This is a genomic window from Leifsonia sp. fls2-241-R2A-40a (genome assembly GCF_030209575.1).
Classification (GTDB): Bacteria; Actinomycetota; Actinomycetes; order Actinomycetales; family Microbacteriaceae; genus Leifsonia.
In genome coordinates, this window is record NZ_JARVRS010000001.1 from 1,326,623 (window position 1) to 1,347,850 (window position 21,228).

At 67.2% G+C, this 21,228-nt stretch carries 22 protein-coding genes and 2 tRNA genes; 12 read left to right on the forward strand and 12 right to left on the reverse strand.

Annotated features, from left to right (window positions below; all coding sequences use genetic code 11):
• The first annotated feature begins 98 nt into the window (after positions 1 to 98).
• The 7 genes from QRN40_RS06665 (at position 99) to pknB (ending at position 9,038) form a co-directional block, all read left to right on the forward strand.
• Positions 99 to 839, forward strand: a complete 741-nt coding sequence (locus tag QRN40_RS06665; RefSeq protein WP_285114749.1) for an FHA domain-containing protein — start codon at positions 99 to 101, stop codon at positions 837 to 839.
• The gene (locus QRN40_RS06670; RefSeq protein WP_285114750.1) at positions 836 to 1,450 is read left to right on the forward strand and encodes an FHA domain-containing protein FhaB/FipA; all 615 of its coding nucleotides are present in this window, start codon (positions 836 to 838) and stop codon (positions 1,448 to 1,450) included. The genes QRN40_RS06665 and QRN40_RS06670 overlap by 4 nt, the downstream gene beginning before the upstream one ends.
• A 3-nt stretch (positions 1,451 to 1,453) precedes the next feature.
• Positions 1,454 to 2,704, forward strand: a complete 1,251-nt coding sequence (locus QRN40_RS06675) for a PP2C family protein-serine/threonine phosphatase (protein WP_285114751.1) — start codon at positions 1,454 to 1,456, stop codon at positions 2,702 to 2,704.
• Positions 2,685 to 4,094 (forward strand): FtsW/RodA/SpoVE family cell cycle protein, encoded by a 1,410-nt coding sequence (locus tag QRN40_RS06680; protein ID WP_502878901.1) that lies wholly within the window; start codon positions 2,685 to 2,687, stop codon positions 4,092 to 4,094. The genes QRN40_RS06675 and QRN40_RS06680 overlap by 20 nt, the downstream gene beginning before the upstream one ends.
• A gap of 1 nt (position 4,095) precedes the next feature.
• A complete protein-coding gene (locus QRN40_RS06685) occupies positions 4,096 to 5,550 on the forward strand; it encodes a peptidoglycan D,D-transpeptidase FtsI family protein (protein WP_285114752.1) in 1,455 nt (484 codons plus the stop codon).
• Positions 5,547 to 7,265, forward strand: coding sequence for a serine/threonine-protein kinase (locus QRN40_RS06690; protein WP_285114753.1), 1,719 nt, complete (start codon positions 5,547 to 5,549; stop codon positions 7,263 to 7,265). The genes QRN40_RS06685 and QRN40_RS06690 overlap by 4 nt, the downstream gene beginning before the upstream one ends.
• A 78-nt stretch (positions 7,266 to 7,343) precedes the next feature.
• Positions 7,344 to 9,038 (forward strand): Stk1 family PASTA domain-containing Ser/Thr kinase, encoded by a 1,695-nt coding sequence (pknB, locus tag QRN40_RS06695; protein ID WP_285114755.1) that lies wholly within the window; start codon positions 7,344 to 7,346, stop codon positions 9,036 to 9,038.
• Positions 9,039 to 9,060: 22 nt separating this feature from the next.
• On the opposite strand, the gene QRN40_RS06700 is transcribed toward pknB, so the two are convergent.
• From QRN40_RS06700 to QRN40_RS06710, 3 genes are read right to left on the reverse strand one after another with little or no spacing between them, the layout of a single operon-like run.
• Positions 9,061 to 9,699 carry an anthranilate synthase component II gene (locus tag QRN40_RS06700; protein WP_285114756.1) on the reverse strand — a complete coding sequence of 213 codons (639 nt, stop codon included), beginning with the start codon at positions 9,697 to 9,699 and terminating at the stop codon, positions 9,061 to 9,063.
• Positions 9,696 to 9,854 (reverse strand): hypothetical protein, encoded by a 159-nt coding sequence (locus tag QRN40_RS06705; RefSeq protein ID WP_285114757.1) that lies wholly within the window; start codon positions 9,852 to 9,854, stop codon positions 9,696 to 9,698. The genes QRN40_RS06700 and QRN40_RS06705 overlap by 4 nt, the downstream gene beginning before the upstream one ends.
• A 2-nt stretch (positions 9,855 to 9,856) precedes the next feature.
• The gene (locus tag QRN40_RS06710; protein ID WP_285114758.1) at positions 9,857 to 10,618 is read right to left on the reverse strand and encodes a class E sortase; all 762 of its coding nucleotides are present in this window, start codon (positions 10,616 to 10,618) and stop codon (positions 9,857 to 9,859) included.
• 110 nt (positions 10,619 to 10,728) lie between these two features.
• Between QRN40_RS06710 and QRN40_RS06715 the strand changes: the two genes are divergently transcribed.
• Positions 10,729 to 10,989 (forward strand): cell division protein CrgA, encoded by a 261-nt coding sequence (locus QRN40_RS06715; RefSeq protein WP_285114759.1) that lies wholly within the window; start codon positions 10,729 to 10,731, stop codon positions 10,987 to 10,989.
• A 209-nt stretch (positions 10,990 to 11,198) separates the two neighbouring features.
• On the opposite strand, the gene QRN40_RS06720 is transcribed toward QRN40_RS06715, so the two are convergent.
• Together QRN40_RS06720 and QRN40_RS06725 are read right to left on the reverse strand one after the other, a co-directional pair.
• Positions 11,199 to 12,053: a rhomboid family intramembrane serine protease gene (locus QRN40_RS06720; protein WP_285114761.1), complete on the reverse strand. Its 855-nt coding sequence runs from the start codon at positions 12,051 to 12,053 to the stop codon at positions 11,199 to 11,201.
• A 23-nt stretch (positions 12,054 to 12,076) separates the two neighbouring features.
• Positions 12,077 to 12,616, reverse strand: coding sequence for a peptidylprolyl isomerase (locus tag QRN40_RS06725; protein WP_285114763.1), 540 nt, complete (start codon positions 12,614 to 12,616; stop codon positions 12,077 to 12,079).
• Between the two features lie 121 nt (positions 12,617 to 12,737).
• Between QRN40_RS06725 and QRN40_RS06730 the strand changes: the two genes are divergently transcribed.
• Positions 12,738 to 13,319, forward strand: a complete 582-nt coding sequence (locus QRN40_RS06730) for a hypothetical protein (protein ID WP_285114765.1) — start codon at positions 12,738 to 12,740, stop codon at positions 13,317 to 13,319.
• Positions 13,320 to 13,385: 66 nt separating this feature from the next.
• The gene (locus QRN40_RS06735) at positions 13,386 to 13,586 is read left to right on the forward strand and encodes a PspC domain-containing protein (RefSeq protein ID WP_285114766.1); all 201 of its coding nucleotides are present in this window, start codon (positions 13,386 to 13,388) and stop codon (positions 13,584 to 13,586) included.
• Here QRN40_RS06735 and QRN40_RS06740 read toward each other — a convergent pair.
• Positions 13,583 to 13,999: an NUDIX hydrolase gene (locus QRN40_RS06740; RefSeq protein WP_285114767.1), complete on the reverse strand. Its 417-nt coding sequence runs from the start codon at positions 13,997 to 13,999 to the stop codon at positions 13,583 to 13,585. The genes QRN40_RS06735 and QRN40_RS06740 overlap by 4 nt on opposite strands.
• Positions 14,000 to 14,061: 62 nt before the next feature.
• Between QRN40_RS06740 and QRN40_RS06745 the strand changes: the two genes are divergently transcribed.
• Positions 14,062 to 14,925, forward strand: coding sequence for an Fpg/Nei family DNA glycosylase (locus QRN40_RS06745; RefSeq protein WP_285114769.1), 864 nt, complete (start codon positions 14,062 to 14,064; stop codon positions 14,923 to 14,925).
• A gap of 6 nt (positions 14,926 to 14,931) precedes the next feature.
• Here the strand turns inward: QRN40_RS06745 and QRN40_RS06750 are convergent, their stop codons facing one another.
• On the reverse strand, positions 14,932 to 15,366 hold the full coding sequence (locus QRN40_RS06750; protein ID WP_285114770.1) for a rhodanese-like domain-containing protein: 435 nt from the start codon (positions 15,364 to 15,366) through the stop codon (positions 14,932 to 14,934).
• Positions 15,367 to 15,458: 92 nt separating this feature from the next.
• Between QRN40_RS06750 and QRN40_RS06755 the strand changes: the two genes are divergently transcribed.
• Complete coding sequence (locus tag QRN40_RS06755; protein ID WP_285114771.1) at positions 15,459 to 15,938, forward strand: Lrp/AsnC family transcriptional regulator; 480 nt, start codon at positions 15,459 to 15,461, stop codon at positions 15,936 to 15,938.
• On the opposite strand, the gene QRN40_RS06760 is transcribed toward QRN40_RS06755, so the two are convergent.
• From QRN40_RS06760 to gyrB, 5 genes are all read right to left on the reverse strand, one after another.
• Positions 15,929 to 16,001 (reverse strand) — tRNA-Ala (locus QRN40_RS06760). The two genes, QRN40_RS06755 and QRN40_RS06760, sit on opposite strands and share 10 nt — an antisense overlap.
• A gap of 27 nt (positions 16,002 to 16,028) precedes the next feature.
• Positions 16,029 to 16,105, reverse strand: a tRNA-Ile gene (locus QRN40_RS06765).
• Positions 16,106 to 16,155: 50 nt separating this feature from the next.
• Positions 16,156 to 16,569 carry a DUF3566 domain-containing protein gene (locus QRN40_RS06770; protein ID WP_018189039.1) on the reverse strand — a complete coding sequence of 138 codons (414 nt, stop codon included), beginning with the start codon at positions 16,567 to 16,569 and terminating at the stop codon, positions 16,156 to 16,158.
• The gene (gene gyrA / locus QRN40_RS06775) at positions 16,559 to 19,099 is read right to left on the reverse strand and encodes a DNA gyrase subunit A (RefSeq protein ID WP_285114775.1); all 2,541 of its coding nucleotides are present in this window, start codon (positions 19,097 to 19,099) and stop codon (positions 16,559 to 16,561) included. Before gyrA ends, QRN40_RS06770 begins: the two co-directional genes overlap by 11 nt.
• A 46-nt stretch (positions 19,100 to 19,145) precedes the next feature.
• On the reverse strand, positions 19,146 to 21,152 hold the full coding sequence (gyrB, locus tag QRN40_RS06780) for a DNA topoisomerase (ATP-hydrolyzing) subunit B (protein ID WP_285114776.1): 2,007 nt from the start codon (positions 21,150 to 21,152) through the stop codon (positions 19,146 to 19,148).
• Positions 21,153 to 21,228: the final 76 nt, after the last annotated feature.

Sequence of the window (21,228 nt, forward strand, 5' to 3'; positions counted from 1 at the left end):
GGGTGTCCTCCCACGGGCGGATCTTCACCGGATGGCCAGTGCCTTTCCAACCGTTCCGACTAACATGCATGTAGTCATCGAGCCGGAAGCGGGAGACTGTGGGCATTCTGGACAACTTCGAGCGGGGGCTCGAGCGTGCCGTCAACGGCGCGTTCGCGAAGACCTTCCGTTCCGGGCTGCAGCCGGTCGAGCTCACGAGCGCGCTCCGGAAGGAGCTCGACACCAAGGCGGCGGTTGTCGCGCGCGACCGCGTGCTCGCCCCGAACCGCTTCGTCCTCCGCATGGCGACCGCCGACTACACGCGCATGCGCTCCATGGGTGCGGCACTCACCGACGAGCTCATCGACTTCGTCCAGAAGCACGCCGCCGCGCAGCACTACCAGTTCGCCGGCGGCATCTCGATCGATCTGGAGGAGAGCGCCGAGCTGTCCGTCGGGATGCTGGAGGTCGAGTCCGAGAACGTGAAGGGCGACGTCGCCTGGACCCCGGTTCTCGACATCAACGGAACGCACTACCCGCTCACCCACTCCCGCACCGTCGTCGGTCGCGGTGCGGACGCCGACATCACCGTCGACGACACCAGCATCTCGCGCCGCCACGTCATGATCACGTGGGACGGTCACCGCGCACAGGTCGAGGACCTCGGCTCCACGAACGGGTCGAAGATCGACGGTCAGCCGCTGCGGAAGGCGATCCTCGAGCCGGAGTCCGTCGTCACGCTGGGGCGGACGCGCATCGTCTTCCGGGTCCTCCCCCAGGCCGCTCCCTCCGCACCCCTCGGTCGGGTGGATGACGCCACTCGCCGCCACGACGCCGGCAACTTCTGGAGTCCTTCGTGAACCCCAGCGAGCTGACGCTGCTGGTGCTGCGGTTCGGCTTCCTCCTTCTTCTCTGGCTGTTCGTCTTCGGCATCGTCTACGCGCTCCGCACCGACCTGTTCGGCCAACGCGTGCGCAAGCTTCCCGAATCGCAGGCGGCCGCATCCCCCTTCCCCGGCGGCGCTGCGGCGAGCGCACCCGCCCCAGCCCCTGCACCGGCCCGCGCCGGTGTCGGTGTCGCGCCGGCCGGCCCGACCGAGCCGGTGATGAAGCCCGCTCCCGTGTCCAGCCTCCCTTCGGGCGCCAACCGCGCGGGCGGTCACACGAACGCGAGCGTGCAGAGCGCCCGGCGCCTGGTCATCACCTCCGGACCGCGGGCCGGGACGGAGCTCCCCCTCGGCCGCGACCCGATCACCATCGGCCGCTCCGGCGAGTCCAACCTCGTCATCCGCGACGATTACACCTCCACCCACCATGCCCGCCTGCTCCTCTGGAACGACGAGTGGATGATCCAGGATCTCGACTCCACGAACGGCACGTTCCTCGACGGCCGTCGCGTCACCGTCCCGACCCAGGTTCCGCTCGACACGCCGATCAAGATCGGTACGACGACGTTCGAGCTGCGGCGGTAAGCGGTGGCGGCGAACAAGGCGGCGGCCGTCTCCCACGTCGGGAAGATCCGCTCCAACAACCAGGACTCCGGCTACGCGGGGCGCGACCTCTTCGTCGTGGCCGACGGGATGGGCGGCCACGCCGGCGGCGACGTCGCGTCCGCGATCGCGGTCACCCGCATCCGGGAGGCCGACCGTCCCTACGAGTCCGCCGCTGAGGCCGAGTTCGCCCTGCAGTCCGCGCTCATCGCGGCGAACTCCCTACTGGCCGAGACGGTGTTCGAGCACCCCGAGCTGACCGGAATGGGCACAACGGTCAGTGCGATGGCCCGCGTCGGTGACCAGTTCGCGTTCGCGCACATCGGCGACTCCCGCATCTATCTGTACCGGGACGGCGAGGTCAAGCAGGTCACCACCGACCACACCTTCGTGCAGCGCCTCGTCGACAGCGGGCGCATCACCGAGGAGGAGGCGATGGTCCACCCCCGCCGCTCGGTGCTGATGCGCGTTCTCGGTGATGTGGATGCGTCCCCCGAGATCGACACCTGGACACTGGACACGCGCCCCGGCGACCGCTGGTTGATCTGCTCGGACGGCCTCAGCGGTGTGGTGAAGCACGACGATCTGGTGGCGGCGCTCGCATCCAAGGACGGTCCGAAGCAGGTCGCCGACCGGCTCCTCAAGCACAGTCTCGACGCCGGGGCACCGGACAACGTCACCGTCGTCATCGTCGACATCGCGGACACCGCTCGCGGCGACGTGCTGAAGGATCCGATCACCGTCGGATCCGCGGCGTCGCCCCTGCAGTTCGGCTCGGAGCCCAAGCCCACCACCCGTGCGGCGCGGCTTCCCGGACTGCGGTTGCACCCGATCCGCCCGGCCACCGGTCCCACCCACTTCGAGCCGCAGTCGGAGGACTACCTCGACGAGCTGATCGAGGAGGATGCCCGCCGCGTCCGGCGCCGGCGCCTCACCTGGATGATCGGCCTCATCCTGCTGGTGGTCGGGATCGTGCTCGCCATCTTCTTCGGCTACCAGTGGACCCAGTCCCGGTTCTACGTCGGAATGTCGCCCAGCGGCAACGTCGCCATCTACCAGGGCGTCCAGCAGGGAGTCGGACCGATCAGCCTGTCGCACCTGTACGAGGAGTCGGGAGTGAAGGTGGACGACCTCCCCGCCTACGACAAGCAGCAGGTGGAGCAGACCATCAACGCCGACAACCTTCAGGCGGCCCAGACGATCGTGGAGCAGTTGAGTGACGTCGGCGGACAGTAGAACCGCCGCGCGCGCGCAGGCCAAGCCGGTCCGGAACACCACCGGGCCGGTGAAAAGGTTGCGCCTGCCCGCCAAGCTGCGCAATCTGGAGCTCTTCCTGCTGGTGATCGCGTGCGCCATCAACGCGTCGGCCGTCGTGCTCGTGCAGCTCGGCGCGGAGGGTCACGTCGACCTCACACTGGTCTACCTCGGCGCCGGCCTGTCCGCACTCGTCGTGGGCATGCACATCGCCCTGCGCTTCGTCGCGCCGCAGGCGGATCCGTTCCTGCTCCCGATCGCAACGGTGCTGACCGGCATCGGCATCGCCGAGATCTACCGCATCGACATCCACTACAAGGACGCCGGCTGGGACAGCGCCGGCGTCAAGCAGATCGTCTGGAGCGCCATCGCGATCATCTGCGCGATCCTGGTCGTGGTGCTCATCCGCAACCACCGCATCCTGCAGCGCTACACCTATCTCTTCGGCTTCGCCGCGCTGGTCCTCCTGCTGCTGCCTATGCTGCCCGGCATCGGCAAGGAGATCTACGGCGCTCGGGTGTGGATCGGGATCGGCCCGTTCAGCTTCCAGCCGGGCGAGATCGCGAAACTCTGCCTCGCGATCTTCTTCGCCGGCTATCTGGTGCAGGCGCGCGACTCGCTCTCGATGGTCGGCAAGAAGTTCCTCGGGATGCGGTTCCCGCGCGCGCGCGACCTCGGCCCCATCCTCATCGTCTGGCTGATGTCCATGGCGGTCATCGTCTTCCAGCGCGACCTCGGCACCGGTCTGCTGATCTTCGGTCTCTTCCTCGTCATGCTGTACGTCGCCACCTCGCGGATCAGCTGGGTCATCCTCGGCCTCCTGCTGATCGTCGGCGGCGCCGTGGTGGCGAGCCAGGTGCTCCCGTACGTGCACGACCGTTTCGCGAACTGGCTGAGCCCGTTCTCGCAGAGCGTCTACGACGCGCAGGGCGGCAGCTTCCAGCTGGTCCAAGGCCTGTTCGGCCTCGCGCACGGCGGGCTGATCGGCACGGGACTCGGCCAGGGCCAGCCGTGGATCACGCCGGTTTCGCAGAGCGACTACATCATCGCCAGTCTCGGAGAGGAGCTCGGCCTCGCGGGCCTCTTCGCCGTGTTCGCGCTCTACATCGTGTTCGTCGCCCGCGGCCTCCGCATCGGCTTCGCCGGTCAGGACGACTTCGGCAAGCTGCTCGCGGTCGGCCTGTCGTTCACCGTCGCCCTGCAGTGCTTCATCGTCATCGGCGGCGTCACCCGCGTCATCCCGCTCACGGGCCTCACCACCCCGTTCCTGGCGGCAGGCGGGTCGTCGCTCGTCGCCAACTGGATCATCGTGGCGCTGCTGCTGCGGCTGTCGGACACCGTCCGAAACCAACCCCGTCTGGTGGTGAGCTGAGATGAATCGCGAGATCAAACGGGTGAGCCTGATCGTGCTCGCCATGTTCGTGGCCCTGCTGGTGTCCACCACGATCCTTCAGGTCTTCCAGGCGGACGCGCTCGGCGCGGACGCCCGCAACACCCGCGCGCTGAACGACAGCTACCAGGCGCAGCGCGGCGCGATCCTCGTCGGAGGACAGCCGGTCGCTCAGTCCGTCCCGTCGAACGACGTCTACAAGTGGCAGCGCGTCTACAGCAACGGCCCGCTCTACTCGGCGGTCACCGGGTTCTTCCCGATCAACGGCGAACCGACCGGCCTCGAGGGCGCGCTCAACGCCAAGCTCAGCGGGTCGGCGAACTCCCAGTTCTTCGACCGCATCAACGCCATCCTCACCGGCAAGAGCCCGCAGGGCGCCACCGTCGAGACGACGATCGATCCGGTCGCGCAGCAGGCGGCGTGGGATGCGCTCGGCGACTACCAGGGGGCGGTCGTCCTCCTGCAGCCCAAGACCGGGAAGATCCTGGCGATGGTCTCGAAGCCGTCCTACGACCCCAACTCGCTCGCCGGGCACGACGGCAAGGCCGTCAACGCGACCTACGACCAGCTGCTCGCCGCTCCGGGTGACCCGCTCGTCAACCGCACCATCGGCGGCAACCTCAACCCGCCCGGGTCGACGTTCAAGCCGGTGATGAGCGCCTCCGCCTTCGGGACCGGGCAGTACACGAAGGACAGCCAGCTCCCCAACCCGGCATCGCTCCCGCTGCCGGGCTCCGGAACCGTCGTGAAGAACGACTCCCTGACGACCTGCGGCCCCGGTGCGACCGTGTCCATCGCGACCGCGCAGATCCTGTCGTGCAACATCCCGTTCGCCGAGCTCGGGATGCAGTTGAAGCCGCAGGTGATCAAGGACCAGGCCGACAAGTTCGGATTCAACCAGTCGCTGAGCATCCCGACCCCGGTCGAGAAGAGCGTCTACCCCCTCTACACCGACGCCGCAGAGCGCGCGCTCGGGTCGTTCGGGCAGATGGACGACCGCGCGACCCCGCTGCAGATGGCGATGGTGTCGTCCGCGATCGCGAATGGCGGCACGCTCATGGCCCCGAACCTGGTCGACTCGATCCGGTCCGCGGATCTGCAGACCGTGGAGAGCTTCCAGGCCAAGGAATTCTCGCGGCCGCTGAGCCAGGCCAACGCCGACACCGTCAAGCAGATGATGGTCGACGGCGTCGATCACGGCGTTGCGAGCAATGCAAGAATAGGTGGGGTTCAGGTCGGCGGTAAGACGGGCACGGCGCAGAACGGGGAGGGCGATCCCTACACGCTGTGGTTCACCGGTTTCGCGCCGGCGAACGACCCGGAGTTCGCTGTGGCTGTAGTTGTCGAAAATGGCGGTGGACAGGGTCAGAGCGGCTCGGGTAACTCCATCGCCGCTCCGATCGCGAGGAAAGTACTAGAGGCGGTGCTGAATAAATGAGACCCACAGCAGGGCTCACCTTCGGGGGACGTTACGAGCTGCAGTCGCGGATCGCGATCGGCGGGATGGGCGAGGTGTGGCAGGCCACTGACCTCGTCATCGGCCGCACCGTCGCCATCAAGATCCTGAAGGACGAGTACCTCGGCGACCCCGGCTTCCTCGAGCGCTTCCGTGCCGAGGCCCGCCACGCCGCTCTCGTGAACCACGAAGGCATCGCGAACGTCTACGACTACGGCGAAGAGGATGGCAGCGCCTACCTGGTGATGGAGCTGGTGCCCGGTGAGGCCCTGTCCACCATCCTGGAGCGGGAGCACGTCCTCAGCACCGACCGGACGCTCGACATCGTCGCCCAGACCGCCGCCGCGCTGCACGCCGCGCACGCCGCCGGTCTCGTGCACCGCGACATCAAGCCGGGCAACCTGCTCATCACGCCGGACGGCCGCGTCAAGATCACCGACTTCGGCATCGCACGTATCGCCGACCAGGTGCCGCTGACCGCGACCGGCCAGGTCATGGGCACGGTCCAGTACCTGTCCCCGGAGCAGGCCTCGGGCCACCCGGCTTCGCCGACCACCGACATCTACTCCCTCGGCATCGTCGCGTACGAGTGCCTGGCCGGCCGTCGCCCGTTCACGGGCGAGTCGCAGGTCGCGATCGCCATGGCGCAGATCAACGAGGCTCCGCCCGAGCTGCCGGCCACGGTCGCCGAGCCGGTGCGCAACCTCGTGTTCGCGTGCATCGCCAAGAACCCGGCCGACCGTCCGGCCTCCGCTGCCCACCTGGCTCGGGCTGCCCAGGCGCTGCGCCGTGGCGACATCCGTGCCGCGGCCGCGGCCGTGCCCGCGATCCTCGGTGGTGCGGCAGCGACCGACGCGTCCACCGTCCTGATGCAGTCCCCTGCCGCGGCCCCGACCCAGGCGACCACCGTGCTTCCCGCCACGGCCGTCGCCCCCGTCGTCGCCGACGAGGCCGTCGAGCCGGTGGAGGAGCGCAAGCGCAGCCGCTGGACGTGGCCGCTCATCGCCCTTATCGCCCTGCTCGCGCTCGTGCTTATCGGCACGATCATCACGCTGGTCGCGCAGCCCAAGGCAGCACCCACACCGACTCCGTCGGTCACCCAGACCCAGTCGTCCCCGTCTGCCAGCCCGACGCCGTCACCGACGCCGACGAGCAACACCGTGCAGATCACCGAGAGCGACTACCTGGGGCTCACCGCCGACCAGGCTCGCGACAAGCTCCAGCAGGTCGGGATGGTGGCCGACGTCTCCCAGGGAAACGCCGCGACGACCGCTGACCAGGCCAACAAGGTCTACTCCGTCAACCCGACCGGTCCCGTCCCCAAGGGCTCGACGATCACGGTCAAGGTCTACGGTCCGGTCGCGCCGATCCCGACGCCCACGGACACCGTCTCCGCTACGCCGGCTTCCGGTCAGGGGACGCCGAACTCCCAGATCAGCGTCAGCTTCGGTTCCGCGACGTGCCCGGCCGGTCAGAACCTCGTCGGTCGCCGCCTGTACGTCAATGGACAGCCGCAGACCCCGGTGAACGACACCAAGATGGTCTGGTCGCCCAGCGCCGCCGGCACGTATCAGCTGACCTACACGATCTTCTGCGGTGAGTCCGTGGAGTCCGGCCAGTCCCCCGCCGCCCCGTACGAGGTCGTGTCCTCGACGTCGACCCCGGCGCCCGGCAACGGCGGCAAGGGCAACGGCTGAGTCCAGGGGACGTGCTCGGGGAGATACCAGAAACGCCCCGCTACACTAGCCGGAGTCAGCACCCAGAAGGAGTCCGCATTGAGCCCAGATAGCCGCCTGCTCGCAGGCCGATATCAGGTGGGCGAACTCATCGGTCGCGGCGGCATGTCCGACGTTCACCGCGGCACGGACACCCGTCTGGGCCGCACGGTGGCCATCAAGCTTTTGAAGCCGTCGCTGGCCACCGACCCCGCGTTCCGCACCCGTTTCCGCCAGGAGGCGCAGGCCGCCGCCCGCATGACCCACCCCACGATCGTCCGCGTCTTCGACGCCGGCGAAGAGACGGTGCGCGAGCCGAACGGGCACGAGGCGCAGCTGCCCTTCATCGTCATGGAGCTCGTCGACGGCGTCCTCCTGAAGGACCTCATCAAGAAGGGCCCTCTCGAGGTTCCCGAGGCCGTCCGCATCACCGAGGGCATCCTGACGGCTCTCGAGTACTCGCACCGCGCGGGCGTCGTGCACCGCGACATCAAGCCGGGCAACGTGATGATCACCAAGGCCGGCCAGGTCAAGGTGATGGACTTCGGGATCGCCCGTGCGATCAGCGACTCCTCGGCGACGGTCGCACAGACCACCGCGGTGCTCGGCACCGCCAGCTACTTCTCGCCCGAGCAGGCGAAGGGCGAGTCCGTCGACGCCCGTACCGACCTCTACTCGACCGGTGTCGTCCTCTTCGAGATGCTGACGGGACGCCCGCCGTTCCGCGGCGACACCCCGGTCGCGATCGCCTACCAGCACGTCAGCGAGACGGCCGTCGCGCCGAGCACCGTCAACCCGAAGGTCTCGCCGGCGATGGATGTCGTGGTCGCCCGGGCGATGACGAAGGACCGCTTCGAGCGTTACCAGACCGTCGCCGAGTTCCGTGCGGACCTCGAGCAGGCCGCGGCGGGCCGTGTCCCCAAGCGCAAGCACGAGGACGAGTTCGCCGAGACGCTCTTCGGCGCTCCGCCCAGCGCGGTCTCCGGACCGGAGGCGGCGTTCCGCCAGCTGGCCGAAGACCAGACCATGACGCGCACGCAGCGCCGCCCACCGGTGATCTGGATCTGGGCGGGCATCGCCATCATGGCCGTCGTGATCGTCGCCGTGCTGGCGTGGGTGCTCCGCCTCGCGCCCAGCACCACCATGCCCGACTCGTCGCGCAAGGTACCCAACCTCTCGGGGCAGGTCCTCGAGAAGGCGACCACGCAGCTCGACGACATGAAGCTGAAGTGGGTGCAGACGACCGAGTCCAGCCCCACCTATGCCGAAGGTCAGGTGATCCGCACCGACCCCGGCGCCGGCATCGTCGTCGCCACGGGCGACACGATCACGCTCTACGTCTCCACCGGCAAGAAGACCGTCTCGGTCCCCGACGTCCACAACCAGACCGTGGATGCGGCGACCCAAGCGCTGCAGCAGGCCGGTCTCACCGTGGGTCCGACCACCTCCGAGAACTCTCCGAGCGTTCCGGCGAACGTGGTCATCTCCACCGACCCGGGCGCGAACACGTCCGCGCATGAGGGCGATGCCATCGGACTCCACGTCTCCAGCGGCAAGGTGACTCTCACCGACCTCACGGGGCAGACCATCCAAGCGGCGACGGGAATCCTGTCCCAGCTGGGGCTGACCGGCAACCCGAAGCCCGACCCCACCTGCCCCCAGGACAAGGGCGCGACCATGGTACACACCCAGTCGGTGGCGCCGGGCGATGTCCCTCAGGGGTCGACGGTCGATCTGACCTACTGCTCGGGCTGAGCGACCGGGCGGGCCCGACGGATCAGCCCAGCTTGACCAGCGGGTTCAGAGCGCGGGCGGCTTCGCCCGCTCCCGGCAGGCCTGCGACCTCGAGCCAGTTGCCGAGCATCCGGTAGCCGCCCTCGGTCAGCACGGACTCGGGGTGGAACTGCACGCCGTAGATGGGCGCCTCGCGGTGCTGCAGCGCCATGATGACGCCGCCCGCCGTGCGTGCCGTCACGTCGAGGTCCTGGGGCAGAGTGCCGTCGACCACCGCGAGCGAGTGGTAGCGGGTCGCTGTGAACGGCTGTGCGACGCCGTCGAAGAGCACGCTGCCGTCGTGCGTGACCTGCGACGTCTTGCCGTGCATCAGTTCTTCCGCGTTGGTCACGACACCGCCGAAGGCCTCCGCGATGGCCTGATGACCGAGGCAGACGCCGAGGAGCGGCTGCCCGGTCCGGAGAGCCTCCTCGACGACGGGGATCGACACGCCCGCATCGGCCGGCTTGCCGGGCCCGGGAGACACGAGCACGGCGTCGTACTCCGCGAGCTTCGCGGGAAGGTCGGCTGCGGTGACGTCGTCGTTGCGCACGACCTCGGTCTCTGCGCCGAGCTCGCGCAAGTAGCCGTTCAGCGTGTAAACGAAGCTGTCGTAATTGTCGATGACGAGGACGCGAGTCACGGCCCCACGGTACCTTCCTGCGGTCCCAGGAGCGAATCCACCCAGGGGAACACCCAGGTCACGAGCGCGAACAGCACTACGGCGACCAGGACGAGAAGGAGCAGCACCCGCACCCACCAGGGTCCCGGCAGCACCCTCCAGAGAGCTCCGTACACCGTCAGCCTCCCTGCCCGACCGCGGCGGCGATCTCGCTCGGCACGTCCTGCGGCGGCGCGAACGCCTGGAACACGTTGTACGCGATCAGCCGCTCACCCGCATGGAACGGCGGATTGCAGGTCGTGATGGTCATGAGGCGTTCGGTCGGGGTCGCCTGCGGTTGACGCGGCACCGGGAGAAGGACCTGCACCGCCGATGGTTGCACGTACTCGAAGTTGCGGAAGGTGTAGGTGTACCAGCCGTCCTGCGTCTGCACGTAGATGCGGTCGCCGATGCGGAGTTTCGACAGGTCGATGAAGGTGTTTCCCCATCCCGAGTCGTGGCCCGCCACGGCGAAGTTGCCCACCTGGCCGGGCAGCTGGGTGTCGATGTAGTGGCCCACGCCCGCCGTGTAGCTGTTGAGGACGCGCTCGACGTCGACCGTCTGCCGGATGGTGCGCTTCCAGTCGGCGCCGAGTCGTGGCACGTAGATCACGGCGAACGACTGATAGGGCGCGGGCGTGGCGATGACCGGTGGATCGACCTGAGCGGTCGTCGTGCTGGGCGCCGGTTTGGGCGCTTTCAGAGCATCGTCGATCCACTTCTGGCTCTGCTGCGCCGCTGCCGTCGTCTGCTGCCCGGCGGTGACCAGGTTGTTCCACCAGATCTGCCAGCCCAGGAACAACAGGACCAGCACGCCGGCCGTGATCAGCAGCTCCCCGATCACGTCCACCACCGAGACGCCGCGATGCGGCCGTCGGTCGTGCGTGCCCCGGGTGGTCATGGGACAGATTCTAGAGACGCCCGCTGGGAATCGATCCGGCTGTCCACAGGGCCCTCCCCCGTTCGGGGGCATCAGGAAGCTCGGCACCTTCCCCGCTACACTGTGGTGCTATGGCACGCAGCAAGTCGAAGACGAAACCCGAGCGACCGGTCCGCGCAGAGCGCATCACGGCCGCATCGGGAGAAGAGGCGCCGAACCCGGTCTGGTTCAAGCCGGTCATGTTCGGCTTCATGCTGCTCGGCCTGATCTGGATCATCGTCTTCTACGTCAGCCAGAACCAGTACCCGATCCCCGCTCTGGGCGCCTGGAACATCCTGGTGGGCTTCGGCATCGCCTTCATCGGCTTCCTGATGACCACTCGGTGGCGCTAGCCGCTCACCGCACGCACTTTCCGAACCCGGGCCCGCACCAGCTGGCCCGGGTTTCGTGTTTTCCACAGTTCTCCACAGGGGCCCTGTGAACAGTTGCCGTGCGTTCTGCGCTGATTTCCCAAGTGTTAATAAGCCTGTGGAGAGTTACAGGCGTGTAATTCCCCACAGTGTTAATAAGCCTGTGGATAACTTATCCACGCGGTGTGGAACTACACGAAGAAGTGGATGAGGCTCACCAGGACGAACAGGACGCACAGCGCGATGAGCAGGGGCAGCTGCCAGCGCCGGCGCTGCGGCTGCCGCGTCTCGACGTAGATGAGGCCGACGAGCAAGCCTCCGACCAGGCCGCCGACGTGCGCCTGCCAGGCGATGTTGAAGCCGGGCAGGAAACCGATCCCGAGGTTGATCGCCAAGAGCACCAGCATCTGCGTCGCATTCCCGCCCAGCCTGCGCTGGATGATGAAGAACGCACCGAACAGGCCGAAGATCGCGCCTGAGGCTCCCAGCACGGGCTGCACCGGCGATCCGAGCAGCAGGACGCCGAGGGAGCCGGCGAATCCGCTGATCAGGAACAGCGCCAGGTAACGGGCGCGACCCAGCAGCGGTTCCAGTGCCATCCCGAAGACCCACAGCGTGTACATGTTCAGCGCGAGGTGCAGGATGTTGGCGTGCGCGAACACGCTCGTGAACATCCGCCAGGGTTCGAAGGCCCCGGAGACCGACGCGGGATACGAGTAGGCGCCCGCATACACGAGTGACGGAGTGACCGGCACGCCGAGCAACGGCCCGACGTTCTGCAGGATGAAGACGACCACGCAGACGGCGATGATCGCGTAGGTGACGACGGGTGCGCCGGATCCCGTGAGTCGCGTGACCCACGCGGGCTTGGTGCGGGGATGCGTCGCGCGCTGCTGCGCCATGCACTCCGGACAGATCACACCGACGGCCGCAGGAGTCTGGCATTCGCCGCAGATCGTGCGGCCGCACCGCTGGCAGACCACATAGCTCTCCCGGTCAGGATGCCGGTAACAGTAGTTCGCGCGCGGATCGACGGGCTGAGTCATGCCTGCTGCTCGCCCGTCCTCTCTCAGACCTGCTCGATGTCGATGGACTCGATCACGACGTCGTCCAGCGGCCGGTCGCGAGCGTCGGTCGGCAGCTCGGCGAGCTTGTCGACGATCTTGCGCGACGCGTCGTCGGCGACCTCGCCGAAGATCGTGTGCTTGCCCTGGAGCCAGGTGGTCGGCGCGACCGTGATGAAGAACTGCGAGCCATTGGTCCCGCGGCCGCCCTGGATGCCCGCGTTGGCCATCGCGAGGATGTACGGCTGCGTGAAGTCGAGCTCGGGGCTGATCTCGTCATCGAACTGGTACCCGGGACCGCCGACGCCCTGGCCGAGCGGGTCGCCGCCCTGGATCATGAAGCCCGGGATGATGCGGTGGAAGACCACACCATTATAAAGAGGAGCGTTCGTCTTCTCGCCGGTGGCGGGGTGCGTCCACTCGATCTCGCCCGTCGCCAGCCCGACGAAGTTCCTGACCGTCTTCGGCGCGTGGTTGCCGTAGAGGTTGACCTTGATGTCTCCGTAGTTAGTGTGGAGCGTGGCGACAGCGGTGTGCTTAGACATGGCACCAATTCTTGCACAGCGCGTATAGAGGACTTGGGTGGCCTCGAGAGCTCTCGGGCCATCCCCAGCCCTTTCGGTGGCAAGATGGAGTCGTCGTCACCCCGATGCAACGGAGGAACAGATGAGCCTGACACGCAAGCGCCAGAAGGAGCTCAAGCGACTGCGCAGTGGAGCCGAGGACCTGTGGACGCAGCAGCAGGAGGTGCTGGCGAATGCCAACGCGCTGGCTGCTGAGGCCCGCAAGCAGGCTTCCTACTACACCCGGGAGGAGCTCGCGCCCCGCGTCCGGGACGGCTACGAGCAGTACGTCCGGCCCGCCGCGCAGACGGCGAAGTCGACCGCCGGTCGTTATGCGGGGCAGGCGCGCGAGCGCGTGGTCAGCGACGTCATCCCCGCGGTCGGTACCGTGGTCGGAACGGCGCTCTCGGTCGTCGATCACGCGCGGGCGGCCCGTTCGTCCGCCTTCGCCGGAGACTTCAAGAAGGCCGGCCAGCAGCTGACCAAGAAGCCGAAGGTGGCCACGCAGCGGTCAGGACCGGGCGCGGGTGGCGTCATCGCCATCGGTCTCGGGATCATCGCGGCAGTCGGACTGCTCTACGCCGTCTGGCAGACCTTCCGCGCCGACGACGAGCTGTGGGTGGCCGACGAGGAGCCGGCCACGCCCACGACGCCCACCACCTCGACCACCGACCCCCTGCAGTAGCCCTCAGGGTCTATTCGGGGGTTACCCCGATGGTGCGGTCATCCGAGGACTGCGACGCTGGTGTGCATGAACACTCTCGTACGTCCTCGTGATGGCCGCATTCTCGGTGGAGTCTGCGCCGGTCTCGCCCATCGGTTCGGCCTGCAGCCGTGGACCGTCCGCGCGCTGTTCCTGCTGTCGTGCCTGCTCCCGGGTCCGCAGTTCATCGCCTACCTGGTGATGTGGATCATCATCCCGGGCGAGCAGCAGCGCAGCGCGACCGTCTAGCCCAGCCGCGCCATCCGGAGCGCGATGTCGACCAGTTCGACGTGTCGCTTCGGGATGTCGGAGAGCGGGAACCAGGCCGCCTCATCGGTCGAGCCGTCGACCTCGTTGGTCAGTGATCCACCGAGCAGGCTCGCTCGGTAGACGATCCGCAACGCGTGCAGCGGTCCGGCATCGGGTACGAAGCGATGCTCGGCCGGAATGACCTTCGAGTCGATTCCCAGCAGCTCTCCCGCTTGAGCCCGATAGCCGGTCTCCTCGGCGATCTCTCGGACCACCGCATCGGCGGGATCCTCGCCGGGATCGATCCCGCCGCCGGGCAGCGTCCATCCGGAGCGCCCGTTCTCGTTCCAGTGAGCGAGCAGGATGCGATAGCCGTCCGTGATGACGCCGTATGCGGCGACTCTGATGTCCACCGCTTCACCATAATGCCGAGGACCGTCGCGAATGTCGGGGGTCGGGAGCAGACTATGGGGTGATGCCCGAACTGCCGGAAGTCACCGCTCTCGCCGCCGACCTGGACGGTCGGCTGAAGGGGCGCGTCATCGACCGGCTCAGTGTGGTCGCGTTCTCGGCTCTGAAGACGTTCGACCCGCCGGTCGACGATCTGCGGCAGTCGACGATCGCCGGAGTCACCCGCCACGGCAAGTTCCTCGACATCGCGGCCGACGACCTCCACATCGTGATCCACTTGGCCCGCGCGGGGTGGATCCGCTGGCGCGACAAGCCGCCGCCCCCGCCCACCGGCCGCCTCGGGAAGGGCCCGCTCGCGGCGCGATTGATCCTGGATGACGGTGCCGGGCTCGACATCACGGAGGCGGGGACGAAGAAGAGTCTGGCCATCTACGTCGTGCATGACCCGGCCGACGTGCCGGGGATCACGCGTCTGGGCCCGGACCCTCTCGATGCCGCCTTCACGGAAGAGGCGTTCGCCGAGATCCTGGCCGCCCAGGGGCGAGCCCAGATCAAGGGCGTGCTGCGCAACCAGTCACTCATCGCCGGCATCGGCAACGCCTACTCCGACGAGATTCTGCACGTCGCGAAGATGTCTCCCTACAAGCCCGCGAACATGGCGGCGGACGACGTCGCACGCCTCTACGACGCCATGCAGTGGACGCTGCGCGAGGCGTTGGCGCGCGCCGACGGCCTGGCGGCGTCCGAACTGAAGAGCGAGAAGAAGTCCAACCTCCGGGTGCACGGCCGGACCGGGCAGCCGTGTCCCGTCTGCGGCGACACGATCCGTCAGGTCATCTTCCACGACTCGACGTTCCAGTATTGCCCCACCTGCCAGACCGGCGGGAAGCCACTCGCCGACCGCGTCCTGTCGCGGCTTCTGAAGTAGCGTTCCTCAGCAGGCGCAGTCGATCGCGGCGACAGGCGCCGTCAGCGGATCCGGCGCCCGCTCGACGAGGCCCTCGTCATCGACCACCGGCAGACCCTCCCGAGCCCAGTACTCGAATCCGCCGATCATCTCGCTTACCTCGTAGCCGAGAAGACTGAACGCGAGGGCCGCACGGGTCGACCCGTTGCATCCAGGGCCCCAGCAGTAGACGACGACCGGCACGCCGACGGGAACGATGCTGGATGCGCGTTCTGCGATCTCCGCGGTCGGGAGGTGGACGGCTCCTGCCACGCGTCCCTGTCGCCACGCGGCCGGACCGCGGCTGTCGACCAGCACGAACCGCTCCCCCGCATCTATCGCGGCCTTCACGTCGGAGGGATCGGTCTCGAATCGCAGCTTCGCTGCGAAGTGCCGGACTGCTTCTGCGGTGTCTGTGGTCATGCCTCGAGACTAGGAAATGACGAGGCGCGACTGAAGTGGCAATCGACGGCATTGCCGCAGCGCCACCGCGATTCTCGTGGAAGAATCGCGCCATGGCCGTCACTTTCCCGTTCATCGCCGACAACACCGACAGGACGCTCCTCGCGGAGCTGCAGCGGGACGGCAGGCAGTCGATCGCCGAACTGGCGCGCACGGTCCACATGTCGAACAGCGCCGTCGCGGATCGGGTCCGGCGACTGGAGGAGGCCGGGGTGATCTCGGGCTACCGCGCGGTCGTCGACCCCGAGCGGCTGGGCTACGGGATCCTCGCGTACCTCCGCCTGCGGTATCCCAGCAGTCAGTACAAGCCGCTGCACGACCTTCTCGCCGACATCCCTGAGGTGGTCGAGGCGCACCATGTGACCGGCGACGACTGCTTCATCCTCAAGGTCGTGGCGACGTCGATGCGCCACCTGGAGCAGGTCAGCGGCCGGGTCGGAACCCTGGGGAGCGTGACGACCAGCGTCTCGTACTCGAGCCCGTTCCCGACGCGGGCGATCGTTCCGCCGGCTGAAGAAAAGGGTGGAGCCTAGGAGATTCGAACTCCTGACATCCTGCTTGCAAAGCAGGCGCTCTACCAACTGAGCTAAGGCCCCGAGAGCCGTGTTCTGAAAAGAACACAGTGGTGGGGATACGAGGACTTGAACCTCGGACCTCTTCGTTATCAGCGAAGCGCTCTAACCGCCTGAGCTATATCCCCGAATGGGCAGATACGAGACTACCCGATCTGCCCAGGCATTGCGAAATCGGTCAGTTGTTGGTGAAACCGACCAGCAGACCGCCTGTGATCTTCACGGAGAGGTTGTACAGGAGGGCGAAGACGGCACCCAGCGCGGTCACCACGACGATGTCGAGGATCGCGACGATCAGAGAGAATCCCATCACCTGGCCGAGGCCCAGGATGGAACGGAGGTCGCTGCCGCCGGCACCCGAGATGTCCTTGAACAGGCTGTTCACCTGGTCGAAGATGCCCGTACGGTCGAGCACCGTCCAGATCAGGAACGTGCCCACGATCGCGATGATCGCCAGGCAGATACCCGCCAGGAACGACAGCTTCACGGTCGACCAGAAGTCGATGTACACCAGCTTCAGCCGCACCTGCTTGGCGGATGCGGGACGGCGCGACGACTTCTTGGCCAGCTTTTCGGCGACGCTACTGCTCATCTACGGTTTCTTCCTTCCCGACGGACTCGTCTTCCTCCGCGAGACTGGAGGATTCGAGGTCACGTTCGGTGTTCTTCGCGAGTGCGATGATCTTGTCGGACTCGGCGAAACGTGCAAAGACGACACCCATGGTGTCACGGCCCTTGGCAGGTACCTCGGCCACGGCAGAGCGTACCACCTTGCCGCTGGCAAGAACCACAAGGACCTCGTCGTCTTCGCCGACGATGAGCGCGCCCACCAGGTCGCCCCGATCGTCGTTCAGCTTGGCCACCTTGATGCCCAGGCCGCCGCGATTCTGCAGGCGGTACTGGTCCGCAGCTGTGCGCTTCGCGTACCCGCCTTCGGTGACCACGAACACGTATCCCTCGTCCGAGACGACGGAGGCGTCGAGCAGTCGGTCCTCGCCACGGAAGTGCATTCCGATCACACCCGAAGTGGACCGCCCCATGGGACGCAGCGCCTCATCCGATGCGGTGAAGCGGATGGACATGCCCTTGCGGGAGACCAGCAGCAGGTCCGAGTCCTCCTCGACCAACAGCGCGGAGACCAGCTCGTCGCCCTCGCGCAGCTTGATCGCGATGATGCCGCCGCTGCGATTGGTGTCGTACTCGACGAGCGCGGTCTTCTTGATGAGACCGTCGCGCGTCGCGAGCACGAGGTACTTCGCGGCTTCGTAGTCGCGGATGTCGAGGATCTCTGCGATCTCCTCACCCGGCTGCAGCGCGAGCAGGTTCGCGACGTGCTGGCCCTTCGCGTCGCGGCCGGCCTCCTGCACCTCGTACGCCTTCGCGCGGTAGACGCGTCCCTGGTTGGTGAAGAAGAGGAGCCAGTGGTGGGTCGTGGTCACGAAGAAGTGGTCGACGACGTCCTCTCCACGGAGCTGCGCGCCCTTCACTCCCTTGCCGCCGCGGTGCTGGCTGCGGTAGTTGTCGCTCCGGGTCCGCTTGATGTAGCCGCCGCGCGTGACGGTGACCACCATCTCCTCTTCGGGGATGAGGTCTTCGACGCTCATGTCGCCGTCGTAGCCGAACATGATCTCGGTGCGGCGGTCGTCTCCGAACCGATCGACGATCTCCGCGAGCTCCTCGCTGATGATCGTGCGCTGGCGCGTCGGGTCGGCGAGGATCGCGTTGTACTCGGCGATCTCCTGCTCGATCCGGTCGTGCTCCTCGATGATCTTCTGCCGCTCGAGGGCCGCGAGACGGCGGAGCTGCATCGTGAGGATGGCGTCCGCCTGGATCTCGTCGACGTCGAGCAGCCCCTTCAGACCCTCGCGCGCGTCGTCCACGGTGGCGGAGCGGCGGATCAACGCGATGACTTCGTCGAGCGCGTCGAGCGCCTTGAGGTATCCGCGCAGGATGTGCGCACGCTCCTCGGCCTTCCGCAGGCGGAAGCGGGTGCGGCGGACGATGACCTCGACCTGGTGGTCGACCCAGGCGACGATGAAGCCGTCGAGCGACAGCGTGCGCGGCACGTTGTCGACGATCGCCAGCATGTTCGCGCCGAAGTTCTCCTGCAGCTGAGTGTGCTTGTACAGGTTGTTGAGCACGACTTTGGCCACCGCGTCGCGCTTCAGCACGATCACCAGGCGCTGGCCGGTACGGCCCGAGGTCTCGTCGCGGATGTCGGCGATGCCGCCGATGCGTCCGTCCTTCACGAGGTCGGCGATCTTGATCGCCAGGTTGTCCGGGTTGACCTGGTACGGCAGCTCGGTGACGACCAGGCAGACGCGGCCCTGGATCTCCTCGATGTTCACGACCGCACGCATCGTGATCGAACCACGACCCGTCCGGTACGCGTCGTGGATGCCCTTGACGCCGAGGATCTGCGCGCCGGTCGGGAAGTCCGGGCCCTTGATCCGCTTGATGAGCTCCTCGAGGAGCTCCTCGCGCGGCGCATCCGGGTTCTCCAGGTACCAGAGGGCGCCTGCCGCGACCTCACGGAGGTTGTGCGGCGGGATGTTCGTGGCCATGCCGACCGCGATACCGACCGAGCCGTTCACCAGCAGGTTCGGGAAACGGCTGGGGAGCACGATCGGCTCGCGGGTGCGACCGTCGTAGTTGTCCTGGAAATCGACGGTCTCCTCGTCGATGTCGCGGACCATCTCCAGCGCGAGCGGCGCCATCTTCGTCTCGGTGTATCGCGGCGCGGCAGCCCCGTCATTGCCCGGGGAGCCGAAGTTGCCCTGGCCGAGCGCCAGCGGATACCGCAGGCTCCACGGCTGCACGAGCCGGACGAGCGCGTCGTAGATCGGCGCGTCGCCGTGGGGGTGGAACTGACCCATCACGTCGCCGATGACGCGGGTGCACTTCGAGAACGCCTTGTCCGGTCGGTATCCCCCGTCGAACATCGTGTAGATGACCCGGCGGTGAACCGGCTTCAGCCCGTCTCGCACCTCGGGCAGCGCGCGCCCGATGATCACGCTCATCGCGTAGTCGAGGTACGACCGCTGCATCTCCGACTGCAGGTCGACCTGGTCGATCCTGCCGTGGATGCCGAAGTCCTGGCCCGTGTTGTCGTCGTCCGTCACAGTCTTCTCTCCCTCGCGGATTCTCTCGTCAGCTGGCGCGTGAGCGTCAGATGTCGAGGAACCGCACGTCCTTGGCGTTCTTCTGGATGAACGAGCGGCGCGACTCGACGTCTTCGCCCATCAGCGTGGCGAAGATCTCGTCGGCTGCCGCGGCGTCGTCGAGCGTCACCTGCAGCAGGGTCCGCGACTCCGGGTTCATCGTGGTGTCCCACAGCTCTTGGTAGTCCATCTCGCCCAGACCCTTGTAACGCTGGACGCCGTTCTCCTTGGGGATGCGCTTGCCCGAAGCGAGCCCCTCGGCGAGCAGCGCGTCGCGCTCGCGGTCGGAGTAGACGTACTCGTGCTCCGAGTTCGACCACTTGAGGCGGTACAGCGGCGGCTGCGCCAGGTACACATAGCCCAGCTCGATGAGCGGCCGCATGTAGCGGAACAGCAGGGTGAGCAGCAGCGTAGTGATGTGCTGGCCGTCGACGTCGGCGTCGGCCATGAGCACGATCTTGTGGTACCGCGCCTTCTCCGGGTTGAAGTCCTCGCCGATGCCGGCGCCGAACGCCGTGATCATCGCCTGCACCTCGTTGTTCGCCAGTGCGCGGTCGAGGCGTGCCTTCTCCACGTTCAGGATCTTGCCGCGGAGAGGCAGGATCGCCTGCGTCTCGGGGTTCCGGCCCTGCACGGCGGAGCCGCCGGCCGAGTCGCCCTCGACGAGGAAGATCTCGGAGACCGTCGGGTCCTTGGACTGGCAGTCCTTCAGCTTGCCGGGCATCCCGCCGCTCTCCAGCAGACCCTTGCGCCGCGCGGTCTCGCGCGCCTTGCGGGCGGCGATGCGTGCGGTCGCGGCCTGGAGAGCCTTGCGGATGATGTCCCTGGCCTGGTTCGGGTTGCGGTCGAACCAGTCGCCGAGCTGGTCGCCGACGACCTTCTGCACGAAGGCCTTCGCCTCGGTGTTGCCGAGCTTCGTCTTCGTCTGGCCCTCGAACTGCGGCTCGGAGAGCTTCACGGAGATGACCGCGGTCAGACCCTCGCGCACGTCGTCGCCGGAGAGGTTGTCGTCCTTCTCCTTGAGGATGCCCTTCTCACGCGCGTACTTGTTGACGAGCGTCGTGAGCGCAGCGCGGAAGCCCTCCTCGTGCGTGCCGCCCTCGTGCGTGTTGATGGTGTTCGCGTACGTGAAGACGCTCTCGTTGTAGCTCGTCGTCCACTGCATCGCGACCTCGAGCGCGATCTTGCGGTCGGTGTCCTCCGACTCGAACGAGATGATCTCGTCGTGCACGACCTCCGCCTTCTTGGCGGAGTTCAGGTAGAAGACGTAGTCCATCAGCCCGCGCTCGTACAGGAAGACGTCATGGCGCGGCGGGTTGATCTCGTCGTCGTCCACCTCGCCCTCGACGGGCTCGATCTCCGGGGGCCGCTGGTCGGTGATGGCGATGCGGAGCCCTTTGTTGAGGAACGCCATCTGCTGGAAGCGCGTGCGCAGCGTCTCGTAGTCGAAGACGACCGTCTCGAATGTGTCGGGGCTCGGCCAGAACGTGATGATCGTGCCGCTCCGCTCGGAGACTTCGCCCTGCTCGAGGGGAGCCTGCGGCACACCGTTCCGGTAGCTCTGACGCCACACGTGGCCCTGGCGGTGGACCTCGACGTCGAGTCGCGACGACAGGGCGTTCACCACGGAGCTGCCGACGCCGTGCAGTCCGCCCGACACCGCGTATCCGCCGCCGCCGAACTTTCCGCCCGCGTGGAGGATGGTGAGGACGACCTCGACGGTCGACTTCTTCTCGACCGGATGCACATCGACCGGAATGCCGCGGCCGTTGTCATCGACGCGCACCGCGCCGTCCGGAAGGATGGTCACCTCGATGTTGTCGGCGTGCCCGGCCAGTGCCTCGTCGACGGAGTTGTCGACGATCTCGTAGACCAGATGGTGCAGACCGCGGGGACCGGTGGATCCGATGTACATTCCGGGTCGCTTGCGGACGGCTTCGAGACCCTCGAGGACCTGGATCTCATTCGCGCCGTAGTCGTGTTCTGCCCCGGCCCTGTTCGGTTCCATCGTCATATGAAATTAGGCTCCTGACCGCACTCAACAGTGACGTTCCAGTCTACCAAGAGCCGGGCGCAGAAATGCCCGAAAA

Coding starts and splice junctions, on each gene's coding strand:
- QRN40_RS06685 (WP_285114752.1), top strand. CDS start 4,096: ATGAATCGCGAGATCAAACGGGTGAGCCTGATCGTGCTCGCCATGTTC.
- QRN40_RS06690 (WP_285114753.1), top strand. CDS start 5,547: ATGAGACCCACAGCAGGGCTCACCTTCGGGGGACGTTACGAGCTGCAG.
- QRN40_RS06710 (WP_285114758.1), bottom strand. CDS start 10,618: ATGACCACCCGGGGCACGCACGACCGACGGCCGCATCGCGGCGTCTCG.
- QRN40_RS06715 (WP_285114759.1), top strand. CDS start 10,729: ATGGCACGCAGCAAGTCGAAGACGAAACCCGAGCGACCGGTCCGCGCA.
- QRN40_RS06720 (WP_285114761.1), bottom strand. CDS start 12,053: ATGACTCAGCCCGTCGATCCGCGCGCGAACTACTGTTACCGGCATCCT.
- QRN40_RS06725 (WP_285114763.1), bottom strand. CDS start 12,616: ATGTCTAAGCACACCGCTGTCGCCACGCTCCACACTAACTACGGAGAC.
- QRN40_RS06730 (WP_285114765.1), top strand. CDS start 12,738: ATGAGCCTGACACGCAAGCGCCAGAAGGAGCTCAAGCGACTGCGCAGT.
- QRN40_RS06735 (WP_285114766.1), top strand. CDS start 13,386: ATGAACACTCTCGTACGTCCTCGTGATGGCCGCATTCTCGGTGGAGTC.
- QRN40_RS06745 (WP_285114769.1), top strand. CDS start 14,062: ATGCCCGAACTGCCGGAAGTCACCGCTCTCGCCGCCGACCTGGACGGT.
- QRN40_RS06750 (WP_285114770.1), bottom strand. CDS start 15,366: ATGACCACAGACACCGCAGAAGCAGTCCGGCACTTCGCAGCGAAGCTG.
- QRN40_RS06755 (WP_285114771.1), top strand. CDS start 15,459: ATGGCCGTCACTTTCCCGTTCATCGCCGACAACACCGACAGGACGCTC.
- QRN40_RS06770 (WP_018189039.1), bottom strand. CDS start 16,569: ATGAGCAGTAGCGTCGCCGAAAAGCTGGCCAAGAAGTCGTCGCGCCGT.
- gyrB (WP_285114776.1), bottom strand. CDS start 21,152: ATGACGATGGAACCGAACAGGGCCGGGGCAGAACACGACTACGGCGCG.